We start from the raw sequence: 14,532 nt of genomic DNA, 5'->3' as shown, positions 1-14,532 counted from the left end.
CCCTGCCAGCTTGGCGGGGGCGTTTTTTTGTCCTGTCCCATCGAGCGAAACAGTGTAGACCATGTGGAACGTACTAGAGTCAGCTTCCTGTCTTACTCCCGCTTTTGAGCTTGTCGGCGAAGGTCGTCCCATTCTCAATCGCCGTGATCAACCCATCTGGTGAAGTCGTGGCTCCCTTCATGAGTGTCTGGTTCTCATCAAGGATCGCCTGAAGACGCGCCTTCAAATCTGGACTTTGATAAGAGGCTCGCCTCGTCAGGTAGGCCTGATATGCTGCTTGTAGCTCAACTCCGGAAGAGATTCCGATATGGCTCCGTCCGCTCATCGGAGATTCCCTCAGATAGGTGAGCGTCTCGCGTGCACACTCGTCCCAAAGTTGAAAGGCGATCAATTCGTCGCCTGTGAGTTCAGTGAGATTGTTTCGGATGACAGACACTGCGGCTCGTAAAGGAGCGTCCATCTGGTTCGCAAGATCGATGAGCGCCTGAACCGTAAAGAGATCGGTGGCGGTATTCGCAATCGGCAAACCCGCACTCGCAACTGATCCAAAATTCGGAAAGCCAGGGAGATTTGCGCTCTGCACGATAAGAGAACTCAGAAACTTGAGCGCGGCCTTTGCGTCGTCCGACTGCTTCTGAATCTTTTGAAGCGCGTCGTTATATTGGTTGATCGTCTCGATAGCCTTATCCACCGCCTTGGAATATTTGGCGTTTTCATCTTTGATAGCCTTCTTGGTCACTGCGGCGATGTATTTCTGGCGTGGGTCTTTCGGGTCCCCGCAGCTGACCCCCACCTCGCCGCGATATCCTTCCGCCGAAAGATAGCGAAGCGTCCGGTCCTCGATTCTGAAGTCTGTATAGAGCCTTGCTGTAAGGGTCCGTTCTGCTTGCAGGTCATCGGTGAATGCTGCAGATGCTTTGGGGAGGATCTTGCTGAGATCCGAACATCCGCCGAGAAAGGCGGGGCTAATCAGCAGAGCAAATGCGATTTGCTTCATGAAATGTGCTCGAGATTTTGAGTTGAAGGAACCAGAAAAGACAACCATCTCAGAATGAGTCGGGATACCGTGCCCCGCACGAAATATCATCGGGGATAGTTCTCTTACCCGATTGACAGTTCGACGTATCTTCCCAACCAGACTGGCCTCCAATAAAGTTGCGCTGATCGAGTGCAGCGCAGCGGAAGCTCGAACAAGGCGCCAAGTGTGAGCCGGGCATCAGTAACTGAGCTTTCGCCACGTTTTTTGATCTGCGAATGTTGTCCAGAGAGGTGAGGGCGGTCAGCCTTAGGGCTGTCCCAGGTTCGAGCCCGGCCAGCCCCTGCTCAAGTTCTTCCGCCAGCCGGCAAAGCTCTTCGCGGATCAGCAGCATCAATTCGTCGATTGTCCAAAGTCGCATGATCGTCTCCATCGTGCGGTCGCGCCAATCGCGGCCTTGAACGGAGGCGCTTGCGCCGGAGGAGGCGGATGCATCGTTGGCGACCGCAACGCAGTGGAGGAGCGTCCCTTTAGGGGCGCTTGCATCCTTGAGGCGACGGCCTACCTTCAGCGAACCGGCGCGATCAAGCCGGAGCAAGGCCGCGATGGTCGGCGATGGGGAAAGGGAGCTGAATGACATCGGCGCTGCCTCTTCTGACGACCGGTTTTGACAGTTCACCACGAAGCAGCGAAACTGGCGCCTTTCTGAAGCTCGTTACAAAGCCCTATGCGCATCAAAGATTTACCTGCTCCCGTTACAGCCGCGAAGGCAGACTGGCTTCCCGGTACTCACTGGATCGGCTTTACGCCAACGGACGGATCGATACGTGCGCGCGAGCAGCGCCGCGCCACGATCAATGCGCAGGTGAACGGCGGCTACATCATCGAGTATGTTACGCTCAAGTTTGACGACCCGAATCCTGGATTTGAGAACGATCCGCGTTACCTCTCCGACAAAGCAGCGCATAAAGAGGTCGCCGGCAAATTTATAGCGGTCCATCGGCTGCGCCCGTCCGCGAGGTCCCTGCGCGAAATCCTTGGCGATGAAGAGTACGATCTGCTGCAGAACATGTGGGCTGACGGCGGCAAGCGCTATCGCTGGTCCGTCGCCTTCCCAATCATAGAAAGCTACGCGCTCAAACCGCATCGCGTCGCCAACGAAGTTCTCTCCGAGAAGGCCATGACACGTTTGTTCGCGCACCCGTCAGGGACGCTAAGGCCGTTGAATGATGATGAACGGGTGCAGATCGCGGAGCTCGAAATCGAGCCACGCCACACGGCAAATGCGTGGATTGGGATTGAAGATGAAGTGACTATGGCACAACAAAGCCAAATCAACGCCAGTACGATCAAGCTGATAAACGTGGATCTGAGTTCTGCCCTTGAAGGTATGACTGACGAGCAGAAGGCGAAGGTACGTATTCGGGCTGCGTGGCTGGCGGACAAGTTCATCAGTCAGCGCGCGAAAGCCGGGCAGCTCCATTGCGACAATTGCGGATTCGATCCCGCGACAATAATCCGCGGCACTACAGTGAGACCGCGGTCCCTCCTTGATGTTCATCATCTGAACCCTTTGGAAGAGGGCATTCGCTATACGACAAGGGCAGATTTCTGCCTTGTATGTCCCAACTGCCACCGCTTTATGCACCGGCTGGCCCAGACATTGACTGACCCGAATGAAAGGTCCCGCGCGCTTAGACCCGCGACTCGAATGGATCAGGCTAGCCGATAACTGCTGCGATCTGTCGATAACCCAAACCGTCTGGCGCTGCGTTCAAATAGGGCACGATGGAACTCATGTCGGCTGCGATCGCTGCGCAACTTCCCTGTCCCTTGCGCCTTGCACACCCGCTGCTCGCCGCGAGGCAGGGGTTCATGGCGGCTTTTCGCCGCGCAAAACCCCAAACCAAGGAGAAGATCATGAGCAGCAGTCAACCCGCCTTCATCGGCTACAGCGTCAATAAACGTGAAGGCAAGCCCGCTATCTGGGCCAAAATCGGCGCGGCATTCCCGCACAAGGGAACCGGTTTCACCATCCAGCTCGACGCGCTCCCGCTCGGTGACCGCATCGTTCTGCGCGAGCCGAAAGACGACAAGACCGTGTCACCAGACGCCAGCAAAGGGGGCGCTCAATGAGCGCCCCTAATGCTCTCGGCCTGAGATGCCCGGTCTGCAATGGCTCGGAACAGATCGAAATCCTCGCCACCACCTGGCTACGGGTCACGGCGGACGGCACCCAAGCCGATCCACCGGATCAAGCCGAGTATCACTACGGTCCGGATCACTTCGCGTCCTGCGAAAGTTGCCGACACCCCGGACGCCTCGCCTTCGTCGCCAAAAGTAATCCAGTTCCGCGCTACGACCACATTGGCGATCCACGGGCGCTCCGATCGATGAGACACAAGGGTTGCATCCTCTGGCTCAGTGCGCGAATAGTTGCATTCGAGGCTGTGGCAACTAAGGTGCCAAAGATTGGGGGGTAGGGTGCGCGTCGTTCATGTGCCGTGCGGCCCGTTCGCCAACGCAAGCGAACTGAGGGCCTTTAAAGCAGTCGATCAGGCGTTTCGGCACGTCGAAGGGGCGGGGACCGCGTTTGTGTTAACCAACCTCGTCTTCCCCAATCCCCACGGGCAGGCGGACGAGATCGACATGGTGGCGATCGGTCCGGGTGGCGCAGTTGCGATCGAGGTCAAACATTGGGATGCGTCGGCGCTGCGGCGAGCCGAACTCGTTGATCCAGCCGCCCAACTGATACTTGCCAAGGCCAAGCGCCTGGCGGGCAAGCTGCGTGCTCTCGATGGTCGACTCGGGTACCTGCCAGCTACGATTCTGCTAACCAACGAATCGGGTTCACTCAAGCGCAATGGGCAGCAGGCCCGCCACTCCCTAGGCGTACTGGCCTATAGCCTCAAAGACGTATTGGAACTCATCGTCGGGCCCGCTTCGGCGAGCGGGATTAATTCCGATAAGCTCGCCAATGGGCTTGCCCCGCGCCACTATCTAGCCGACGGGTTACGCCCAAAACGGCTTGGCCGCTTCGACGAACTCACATTATTGACACCGGTAGACGATCGGTTTCAGCGGATATTCACTGCCCGTGATCCGTGGACTGGTGATCGCGTGCTGTTGCATTGCTATGATCTGTCGGCAGCCCCGGTTGGCGAGGCTGCAGAGCTCAGCGAGAGGCGTGCGCGCCGCGAGTTCGACGTTATTCGTCGTTTTCAGAAATCGCTGTTTCTCCCAAGCCTTGTTGATTCTTGGCAGGCGCTGCCCAATTATGCGGGTGAAATGTATTTCTTCAGCGTGAGCGACAGCGCAGCGGCAACTGTGGCAGTGCTCAAGGATCAGGTGCAGTGGACGTTCGCCGACCGTCGCGATTTTGCAGCCCGCGCGCTACTTGCTCTCGCTGAATTTTCCGAAGGACCGGAGGGCCCGCTCCTCCACCGCGCGCTTGACGACAGAAGTGTGCGAGTAAGAGCCGACAACTCTCCGTTGTTTGCTGGATGGCGTTGGGCGCGGCTCACGCCGGCGCAAACTATCAGCGGCCATAGGACGTCCGATGAGCCTGGCAGCTTTGCGGCGCCGGAGATCCAGTCGGGCGGTCTCGCGGCGGCGACTCCCGCATCGGATCTCTTCAGCCTTTGCGCCGTCCTGACGGAGCTTTTCCCTAGCGACAATGCACGCGATGTTCGAGAGATCTTAGCGCTCGGGCTTAGCTCTACGCCGAGCAATCGGCCAGGCCCACGTGATCTTGCTGGGCTGTTGCAGGAAAGGACTCCTACGTCTTCGGTCTCTGCGAGCGCTGAGTCAGAGCCAGTGTCGCCAGCTCGTTGGGACGAAGGCTATCGATTCTCCTGGAAAGATACCAAGTATCGCGTTGTGTCGGTTCTCGGGCAAGGCGGCGCTGGCCGTACGTTCAAGCTCGAGCAGTTGAGCGGTGACGATGACGAGCCAATCGGTACCTTTGTCGGAAAGGCAGTATTCAACCCTGAGTTCGGACCAGCCTCGCTAGCGGCCTATCAGCGCCTTCGCTCGCTTTCGCTTCGCGAGGGCCTATCCAACATCCTGGAATGTGCCAGCAGTTGGCAAGCCAACGAACTTATGACTTTGCTTCGCTGGACGCAGGGCGCACCGCTGAATGCCTGGCTGGGCGACCTTGAGTTTATTGCTGAAGTATCCGGTCAAGGCACGACTGAGGAGCTCGTTCTGGGTTGGTTTGAAATCTTGTGCGAGGCACTTGATGCGCTTCACGCTCAAGGGTGGGTGCACGGCGATGTCAGCCCGTCGAACATCCTGGTGGATGAGACCAAGGTTGTGCTTATCGACTATGATCTGGCTGGGCCGAATGGGTATCAACCGCGCGGACCCGGAACGCTGCTCTACGCGTCGCCTGAGCGACGTGAAGGCGCGCCAGTTTATGGGCGCGACGATATCTATGGCGTCGCTGCGAGTCTGTTTCATGCCATCACCAATCGGCCACCCGCGTTGGCCAGTTCAGGCTCTGGCTTAGGTTGGACGGCCGAGGAGCGGACGACCTTTCCCCGGCTGATCCCGATCCTTGATCAGGCGACCGCAAAGGCGCCGGAAGGGAGGTTTTGCGATGCAGCGGCCGCGCTTCGGCGCTTGCGCGAGGAGGTGCACTCTAATCGGCCAGTTCAACTCGGCATCAACAATGTGCTGGCTGAGCCCGAATCGCTGCGGCCTAATGTCGTGCACCGCGTCAAGGACATCCTTAGTGCCTATCCAGGCTCGCGCTTCGGTAATGCCGAGACGCGCGGGTTGGATACCATTTTCGCCTTTGATACTTACGTCCCTACAGCGCTCGACATCGCAATTCCCCGGGCCATCGCCTCAGGCGAAATCTCGCTTGTAATTCTTTGCGGTAATGCCGGCGACGGGAAGACCGCGTTTCTGCAGCAACTTGTGCGCAAGTTGGGCGGCGACCCGCCGCCGTCCAGTGAGCGCGTGTGGAAGGGCCGGCTCGCCGGCCGTCCTGCGACCATTAATCTGGATGGCGCGGCGAGCTGGAAGGGAAAGTCTGCCGATGCACTGCTCGATGAGCTGTTCGCGCCTTTCCATTATGGTCCTGCAGATGACAGCCGCATTCATCTCGTCGCGATTAACGACGGACGGCTGATGGAATGGATCGACCATGCCGAGGCTCATCATGACGAGACGACATTGACGCGCGATCTTGCCTCGGCTCTTGCCCATAAGGGCGGTACGCTGCCGCGCCATATACGGCTGATCGAGCTCAACAACCGTTCACTTGTCGGCGGTCTCGATCTTGAGCACGGTACGATTTCGACTGACTTTGTCGACCAGCTGATCGGGCGTCTGATCGGCGCAGCCGATGCTCCCAAGATTTGGGCACCGTGCCGCAGCTGCACCGCGCAAGCGCGATGTACAATGAAGCGCTCGGCGGAGATGATGGGAGCCAAGGACGATCGAGAAATTCGCGCACGGGGCGATCGCCTCAGGTCGCGACTAGTCGACGCCCTCCAGACTGTGCACCAGCGCAACGAGATCCATATCACCGCACGTGAACTAAAAGCTACCATCAGCTATATCTTGTTCGGGCTTTATGCATGCGAAGACTTACACGATAATCCAGAGCTTGAACCCCATGACCCGGCCGATCACGCGTTCAACCCGCAGTCGCCTAATCGGCAAGGTGAGTTGTTGCGGGAACTCGCCCGACTTGATCCGGCCCTTGAGGCCCATGCACGCATAGATCGATATCTGATTGGGCGTGGCACGCCCGATCCAGCGCATGGTGCGCGGCGCTTTCGGGACATGGTTGGGAGGCCGTTACCGCTGCGCGATGCGCGCAGACGCGCATATTTCGACTGGTCGATGGATCAGGTGCGGGCGGTCGGAGGCGACGATCATGCGTTGACCTTGCGAGAGGGACGCCGGGCATCTGAATTTCGTCAGTTCCCGCTGTTGCCGCGCGATGAGCAAGAGAAGATCAAGCGCCGCTTGTGCGAGGGGTTGTCACGGCTCGAATCATTACCCGAGTCGGCTTATCGCCAGGATGATCGTGTGCCAATCCGCATCGTCCCGCGCACGCCGACCGAAACGGCCTTTTGGATTGAAAAGACTCTTACCCGCTTCTCGCTCGAAGCCGAGCAATTTCAAATGACCGAGGGATCGGAGACGCTTCACCGTTTCCTCACTTTGCGGTTTCAACCCACACACGGCGGGGTGGAGGAGCTCGTCGTTCCGCTCGAGCTCTATGCTCTACTTATGGACCTCGCAGACGGCGTGCAGATTCTTGACGCCTTTTCTGATGACGTTTTTGCGAATCTGGGGGTCTTCACCAGCCGGCTTGCGCAAGAAAACGAGCGGGCGCTCAATGCCTGGAATCCGGCGGATGGCGAGCGAATTTATCGCTTGTCCGTTGCAAATCGCGACGACCGTCAATTGATCTTGCTTAGCCAGGAGTCGGCCTGATGCCGAATGAAACACGGCAAGTGGTCGAGTCGGTGCTCGGCAATCACATGACAGCCCAGATCTGGACCAGTACCTATCCCCCCGTGTTTCCCTTTACGCCGCAGGATTTTTCAGTCGGCGCGATCCTGCCGATGGTGCTCTATCTGTTTCGCTGGGGGCATCGCAGAGGCAAGGGGCGGTTTGCCGAAACATACGGCGCGGGCGGCACGCCGACCATAAAATCTACAGTCTCGCGTCTCGTCGCCGATCCGACGATTGATGGATTCGACAGCGACATCGGGCGCGCGATTCTTGGAGACTTTTTGCTTACCTCGATCCTTGAGAACAGGCGCCGCGTCGAATCGCACGATGAACAGATCCAACGCTGCTTTGCCAATCATTATTTTGCGTCTTGGATCGACCTTCCGCTGACCGCTGCAAACTTGCGTGGTGTGCCCGAGATGGTGACCGCGTTGATCAGCAACCAGCGTGAGGGCGACTTGGTCGAACCGTTTGCCGAGCGCGGGCGCTACAGGGTAGGCGCACGTGTCCAGGACAACGAGCTCCTTGCCGCGCTCGCGCCGGGAACGCAGACCATTGGCGCGCTCAAGAGTGATCTTCGGTCGGACACGCTTGACGAGACCTTCCCCTTACCACTCGATCAGTTGCTCACGGTTCGGCTGGCTCAGGGCTGCGGTGAGGCGCCGAGCAAGGCGGTCGGGCGACAGAATCCCGGGCCAATTCCTAATCAGCGACCAATCGCAGTGCGCGCGGCCAACACATTCCGAAATGATCTGCTCGTGTTTCTGGATTGTTATGCCCGCGGAGACGCCACACCGCGTGCAGCACTCTTGTCTATGCTCGAGTCCGCTATGGCGGTTGGTTTAACCGTGATCTTCACCGCGACGGTGGATATCATGAACCGCTGGGGAGCGGACGGTAAAATACCGGAGGCGAATGCCGCAACCAGTTTTCCGTTGTTCATGGACTGCTCAAGCGGCTCCGATCCGGCCCTGCGGGCAAGCTCAGAGGAAAGCGGTTTTCTGGTTCGCCAGGCTGTTAACCGACTGCCTGCGATCCTCATGCACGCACGCTTACTCGACTATTACGCTCGCAACGAGTCGGACATAGATCGACGTACACTTCCGCCGACCTCGCCCGACGCTACACAGTGGCTGAACCTTCTGGGAAGCTTTCTGAATGGAGTCCATGAGGAGGCGCGCGATGCTCGGCGCTACTTCAGCAAGACGGCGCGCAAGCTGCGTGAGGCAGCGGACAAAGCCGAGGATCTCGAGCTGCGCACGCTGCTTGGCGAGGAAGGCGGCGGGGACGACCCCGGGCGCTCGCTCGCCGAAGCGCTGAGCGCGGCGTTCACTGGGTCCGCCAATGGCGGAAAGGAGCGGCTCAACAATTTTCTATCCTCGGCGCTTATGATCGACGAGGTGAACGGGCTCGCTAAGCGGCGTAAGGTGGTCTTGTCTCAAAACCGAAAGAAAGGGCAGCATCGTCGCGGCGATGCACTGTCCTTTGTTCTCACTAACCCCGTGATTGAATATTTAGTTCACCGCCACGTGCGTCAAAACGGCAAAGGGCGTAAGGCGCAGTCCCTATCGTACCCTTCTTTTTTGCGGATCCTAAGGGAAAATTATGGTTTTCATATCGATCGCTCTCCGCCGAATCTCGCGGTTCCGAGCGACCTTCTGCAACGTAACCGTCGCATGCTTGAGCGGAGGCTTCGCGATTTGGGCTTATTAACCGGCGTCAACGATGCCGAACGGATGAAGAAGCTCAAAGCACGCTATCGCGGGCACCAAGATCGCGACGAAGCGATGGAGGAGTCTGCTTAATGGGACCCGAACACGCCAAATTATTCGCTCAGGCAATCACTAATATCTTGAGCGCTCCCGTCTCGGGTTCAGTCGCATTCCTGCGGTGCTTGACGTCTGACCAGGTCGATGTGCTGGCTGATAGCGACGCTTTCCATGTTCCGGGCTGGACCATCAACGCTGTTATTGATGTCACTGGCCCACGACGTATCACCGCGGATCAGGCCGTGGAGCAGCGCGAAGACAAAGGTGATGCTGCGCTTTTAATCATCGACCCGCTGCGCGCCGGCGCAGGTCTCGATGGAATCTACAGCGCCGGGCGTGAGATCGGTGAAGCCGAGCTCTTCAACGAGACGCTCGCTCTAGCGCGCAAGCCCTTCTGGGGGCATATGAGTGTGCTCGATGAGGCGATCCGGCGGGCGGAACGACTTGGTCGACGGCGACGCCTGACGCCGTGGGCTAAGTTCGATTTCTATATCAGCGCGTCGCGGAACGCCGGCCGCGCGGTGGCGCGCCTAGGGTTGTGGCCAATCGCCTGCGAGGGTTATCCGTCGAGTAGCGAACTAGACCTGTCCGCCGAACTTGCCGACCGCTTGCTGTATGTGAACGATACGCGAGTGGTTTCTGAGCGCGTGCGCGCGCTGGTCCTAGAAGAAGCTGATACCGATGGCCCCGAACTTGAAAGGGCGCTGCGCTCAATAGCGGGCCTCAGTCCTGAAGAATCCGCCCGCCGGATCGAGGGCCAACCGAATCTCTGGCTCGGTGCTATCAAGCCGGGATTCGCTAGCGAGGCGCTGCGCTCAATCCAGCTCACCTCCTGGCGAGATGCGAAAGGTAATTTGCTCAAGTGGTCCGGGCTCATAAATGGGGAAGGCGAAGAGACTACGCCGCGGCTAGTTCTTGATCGTAATGCGGCGACCAAGGACCGTGCGCAATGCGTGATGCGGTGGACTACGAACCCAGACGGAATAGCAGCCGGCAGTGTCGATTACCGTATTTCGGTTGTTGCCGGCGAGGACTTATTGGCCGAACGTGTCGTTAGTCATCGCGACCATCGCTATCAACAGGTCGTATTAGGCGTTGATGATTTCGATGAACTCGAAGGTAACGAGAAGTTCGACGCGATCGTCCAAGTGATCGCAATTGGCCTGGATGATGTTGCCGTCGTACAAAGTGAGCCAATCACGCTCGAATTTGGCGAGGCAGCCAAATCACTTAGCAGCGCGTCCGGCCAGGAGGTGCGCACGCTCATTGAAGGTGCCATCGGCGTTGGTGACCGGGACTTGTTTGAATTGTTGGTGGCTGGACCCGACGCGGCGATACGTCCAGTCGAGGACCGCAAGGGCTTCATAAACTGGAAGGGTGAAGCCGCGAGCCGCGGGGCACGTGTCTATCGCCCCTGGTTGTTGCGTGCGGTGGAAAGAGATTGGCAGGCGCGAGGCGGACCGATCGGCCATTGGATCCAGGTCGTGCGCGCTGATGGCTCGCCAATCGGTCCGTTACAATTCGTTGAACTTGAACCGGAGGACAGCAATCCGAGCACAGAGCGCGCCCGCGATGCATGTCGAAAGCTTGCTGGCGAACTGGGGCACGCCGGGTTGCTTGGCCGAGTGCTCACCAACGGCTGGGGCGCAGCAGACAGTTATGTCAACGCGTGGGAGAAGGCGCTGGATGGAGGTGCTCCAGCGCTTGCGCTGCACGGCTCTATCGAGGTTCGTAGCCAATCGGGACAGCTGATTGGCCTGTTGGTTACGCCGCTTCATCCAGTGCGGTTCGCATGGCATGCGCACTATGACCAAGCGATTGCGCATGCTCGGTACGAGCAAAATCTGTCGCCAAGTCACGTCCATAAGTCGGTGTCTCCAATCGACTCCGCCTTCTTTCCCTTTGCGCTGCCTGGAGCAGGCACACGCGGGTTTGTCTTTGCTGATGTACTGGGGTTCCATACAGTTGCGATGACGGTTGACGGTGAGCGCGAACCCAAAGCCGCTACAGCACTTTTGGCCGCGTGCATGAGTGACGACGTTGCAGCGGCATCATCGATCGGTGAAGCTAGTGCTGGCGCGATCGCTCGAGAGCTTGGCCATTATCTCGACTGCTATGGTGGCGCAAGCGGCGAGCGCCCGGATCTTCTCACCATCCAGGCTTGGCGCGCTGGCGATGGGCTAACCGTTGCCAGAGCGTTGGGCCAGACCCTTGCGGCGCGCGGCGTCGATGAGGACGATGAAGCCGCTTCATCGTTATGCTTCACGCTCGATCTCTTCCATGCAGCCAATCCCACCAGCGCGGGTCAGTTTTTAGCAAATGTTGGGCGCCGACGGCGTGCCGGCGGGCACGTTCTGGATGCGCGCGATCGGTGGCTTGCCGATACTGCTACCCGACCAGGCGAGGTGCTGGTTCCTCGCCTCAGATGGGCCAAACATGAAGAACCGGCAATCGAGGATGACGCTGCTTGGAATGCTGTAAACGCCGCCCATGTCAGCTTGGCCTTTGATCTGTTCCGCACTGAGTTGGACGTTGTTCCGACAGGAACGATATCAGACTCGCGCCCGTTGCACGCATGGGGTCTAGTTCGTGCTCTCGAACGACGCGCGTTGGACGGCGAGGAGCTGGCCTGGATCACTTATGCAGCCCCCGAATTGACCGGCGAACCGAGCCCCGACAACCGTACCGCCAGCGATCGGCTGCGCCGCATCGACCGTGCGACAGCACGTGCCACCGCCCGTGCACTAGGCGGTGGGGCTACCGATTGGCCGGTGCTGAAGACAAAGTTACCCGCTGAGGACCGCATCCGCCTCGATCGGCTACATGACCGCAGTGACTGGGTGATCACGCTTGACCGCAATGCAGCACTTGACTATTTCGATGCGCCGCGCGAGAGCCCTGACACTTATGAACGGTTTGTGATCGACACGGTGCCCGAGCGCACTGATCTCGCTGCGATCCAGCTCGTCACTTCGACCACCAATCTCGATTCGGTTCGTGATCTCGTCGACGAAGCGCTTAGCGACATGGGGTTGAGCAGCAGCGAGCGAAACAGTCGGTTCCTGATCAGCCAGCTTAAAGGACTAAGCGGACGCTTGGCAATTCGGCTTTCCGATGGCGGCACGCGGACTGGCGAGCTGATAGCCCTTGCTCTTGTGCATGCGCACTGTGTCTCGGCACGCGGCCGAGGGGGCACTTGGCTAAACGTCGAGCAGGGCGTGCTCATTCCAGTTGACGAGATTGCCGATCATGCACCTATAGTTCTCATGGCCCGTACGGATGGCGAGAGCGCCCGGCGCGCTGACTTTATCCACGTGAGCGCGCCGGCACGTGGTCCACTTGAGTTCCGGTTCGTCGAAGTCAAATATCGACAACATCTCAGAACTGCGCGCCAGCCGGACATGCTGGAGCACATGGTCGCGCAGATGAGCGAGCTTCGTCAGCGCTGGGTAGACTGGTTCTTTAGCGAGACACTAGCGCCCCTCGACCGCGTCGTCCGCCGCGCACAGCTTGCCAAGCTACTTCGCTTCTATGCTGATCGGGCCAGACGTCATCGTCTATCAGAGCGTGCCTACGCACGGTTGACCAACGAGGTCGACCAGTTGGTCCTTAAGGACGTCTATCAGCCCGGGTCGATCAGCGATCCTGATGTGGGCTATATATTCTGCCCGGAGCATCGCACCGGTCAGACGGAGCGGATCATTGCAGAAGGCAGCAACACCGGCTTGTGGCTATTTGGGCCAACGCTTCTGCCTGATGAAAATAGTGTCACGGTCACACGCTTGGCGCTGTCTCCTGCGCTGGAGGAGCCAGCCGTGTCCGTAGAGCTAGCGGGGCTTGCTCGTGAAGACTCCGCGCCGCCAGAGGATCATGATGACACGTCGGATGGTGGTCAGCTGCTGCGCGAGGGAGCCGCCGTCCAATCCACGCCGCCATCGCGATCTTCGCAAGCGCCCGAATCTACGGCGGTCGAGCCAATAATGGCTTTGCCAAACATGGCGCAAGCTTCGCCACAGTCAGAAGCGGCGCCTAGCAGGGAGCCGGTCGACAAAGAGATCTCGAGAGTTGTGCCCTCGACGCGGCCGCAGAGGCCACCAGGCGCAACACACCTAACTCGGGCTGAACCAGTCGAAATTTTGCTGGGCGAGACGCTCACAGCGGTGCCGGTGTGCTGGCCAGTCTCGATCCGCACCAATCCACACTTAATGATGGTGGGTCTGCCCGGCATGGGGAAAACCACTTCGCTCATTAACATTGCCAAGCAGCTTACCGCGTCTGGCATCACACCGGTGATCTTTTCCTATCATGACGATATCGACGAAAAGCTCTCTGCAGCGATCGGACCTATGCGAACGATCGATTTCGATGGCCTAGGCTTTAACCCGCTGCGCGTCGATGCGCCAGGGCCTATGGCGTATATCGATGTAGCAGGGACCCTGCGCGACATCTTCTCATCCATCTTCCCCGATCTCGGTGAGATTCAACTTGAGGAATTGCGTGGTGCAATCAAGCAAAGCTACGACGATTTGGGGTGGAATGATCGAACGCGGGAGCGGCCGCCGTCGCCCCGATTCCGGTCATTCTTCGACATCCTTAGATCGCGCGCCAAGCCGAACCAGAACCTACTCGCACGGCTCCAAGAACTCGCGGACTACGGCTTTTTTGACGGCGACCAAGAAGACGCCGGGATCCTCGGCGACCAGCAACCGACCTTGATACGAGTACACCTGAGCACCAACGATATTGTACAGCGCGCTTTTGCTGCCTTCGTGCTGTATAGCATCTACAAAGACATGTTTCGGCGTGGCGTCCAGAGCCGCCTTACCCATGCAATCATCTTCGATGAAGCGCATCGCGCTGCGAAGCTCAAGTTAATCCCACGGTTTGCTAAGGAGTGTCGCAAATATGGACTGGCTCTTGCTCTTGCCTCGCAAGGAGTGCGAGATTTCGATGGTGCACTATTTGAAGCAGTGGCAAGCTATCTAGTCCTACGCGTGACTGAGGCCGATGCCCGGGTATTGGCGCGCAACACTGGTGCGACGGCGGATCAGCAGCGCACTACTGATCGTCTTAAGTCACTCGAACCATATCAAGCTATGTTGTTTAGTGCGGCAACGGCAAAGCCACTGATGATCCGCCTTGCCATGGGCTAAGCGACGCATCATTCGGAAATCGCCAAGGCCGGTGTCTCTGATCATGCAGATCGCTGGTGTGCCGGCGATTTATGCAAGTTCGAGGCGTCGGGCCGATCGCCGTGCTGTGATTTATTGCAACGGTCGATGCTCCGTCCCGCTTTCGGCACTCACTTGA

The 14,532-nt window shown here is 58.6% G+C and carries 7 protein-coding genes; 5 read left to right on the top strand and 2 right to left on the bottom strand.

What is annotated here, in order from left to right; all coding sequences use genetic code 11:
- Positions 1-79: 79 nt before the first annotated feature.
- A complete protein-coding gene (locus ACQR0W_RS29310) occupies positions 80-997 on the bottom strand; it encodes a hypothetical protein (protein WP_434840773.1) in 918 nt (305 codons plus the stop codon).
- A 49-nt stretch (positions 998-1,046) separates the two neighbouring features.
- Positions 1,047-1,616: a hypothetical protein gene (locus ACQR0W_RS29305; RefSeq protein WP_434840774.1), complete on the bottom strand. Its 570-nt coding sequence runs from the start codon at positions 1,614-1,616 to the stop codon at positions 1,047-1,049.
- Positions 1,617-1,703: 87 nt separating this feature from the next.
- Here ACQR0W_RS29305 and ACQR0W_RS29300 point away from each other — a divergent pair, with 87 nt between their 5' ends.
- The 5 genes from ACQR0W_RS29300 to ACQR0W_RS29280 all read left to right on the top strand — a co-directional run bounded on the left by ACQR0W_RS29300 (position 1,704) and on the right by ACQR0W_RS29280 (position 14,375).
- The gene (locus ACQR0W_RS29300) at positions 1,704-2,708 is read left to right on the top strand and encodes a hypothetical protein (RefSeq protein WP_434840775.1); all 1,005 of its coding nucleotides are present in this window, start codon (positions 1,704-1,706) and stop codon (positions 2,706-2,708) included.
- A gap of 65 nt (positions 2,709-2,773) precedes the next feature.
- Positions 2,774-3,112, top strand: a complete 339-nt coding sequence (locus ACQR0W_RS29295; protein ID WP_434840776.1) for a hypothetical protein — start codon at positions 2,774-2,776, stop codon at positions 3,110-3,112.
- Positions 3,113-3,460: 348 nt separating this feature from the next.
- Positions 3,461-7,432, top strand: coding sequence for an NERD domain-containing protein kinase family protein (locus ACQR0W_RS29290; RefSeq protein ID WP_434840777.1), 3,972 nt, complete (start codon positions 3,461-3,463; stop codon positions 7,430-7,432).
- Positions 7,432-9,258: a hypothetical protein gene (locus ACQR0W_RS29285; RefSeq protein ID WP_434840778.1), complete on the top strand. Its 1,827-nt coding sequence runs from the start codon at positions 7,432-7,434 to the stop codon at positions 9,256-9,258. Before ACQR0W_RS29290 ends, ACQR0W_RS29285 begins: the two co-directional genes overlap by 1 nt.
- Entirely contained in the window at positions 9,258-14,375 is a 5,118-nt protein-coding gene (locus ACQR0W_RS29280; RefSeq protein ID WP_434840779.1) for an ATP-binding protein, read from the top strand. Before ACQR0W_RS29285 ends, ACQR0W_RS29280 begins: the two co-directional genes overlap by 1 nt.
- Positions 14,376-14,532 lie beyond the last annotated feature (157 nt).

The organism is Bradyrhizobium sp. HKCCYLRH1034 (assembly GCF_051168375.1).
Classification (GTDB): Bacteria; Pseudomonadota; Alphaproteobacteria; order Rhizobiales; family Xanthobacteraceae; genus Bradyrhizobium.
The sequence above is the reverse complement of the archived record's forward strand: the minus strand, read 5'-3'. Positions and strand labels throughout refer to the sequence as shown.

Bases quoted from the DNA above. Each gene is read 5' to 3' on its own strand.
- ACQR0W_RS29305 (WP_434840774.1), bottom strand. From the start codon at position 1,616: ATGTCATTCAGCTCCCTTTCCCCATCGCCGACCATCGCGGCCTTGCTC.
- ACQR0W_RS29280 (WP_434840779.1), top strand. From the start codon at position 9,258: ATGGGACCCGAACACGCCAAATTATTCGCTCAGGCAATCACTAATATC.
- ACQR0W_RS29285 (WP_434840778.1), top strand. From the start codon at position 7,432: ATGCCGAATGAAACACGGCAAGTGGTCGAGTCGGTGCTCGGCAATCAC.
- ACQR0W_RS29310 (WP_434840773.1), bottom strand. From the start codon at position 997: ATGAAGCAAATCGCATTTGCTCTGCTGATTAGCCCCGCCTTTCTCGGC.
- ACQR0W_RS29295 (WP_434840776.1), top strand. From the start codon at position 2,774: ATGTCGGCTGCGATCGCTGCGCAACTTCCCTGTCCCTTGCGCCTTGCA.
- ACQR0W_RS29300 (WP_434840775.1), top strand. From the start codon at position 1,704: ATGCGCATCAAAGATTTACCTGCTCCCGTTACAGCCGCGAAGGCAGAC.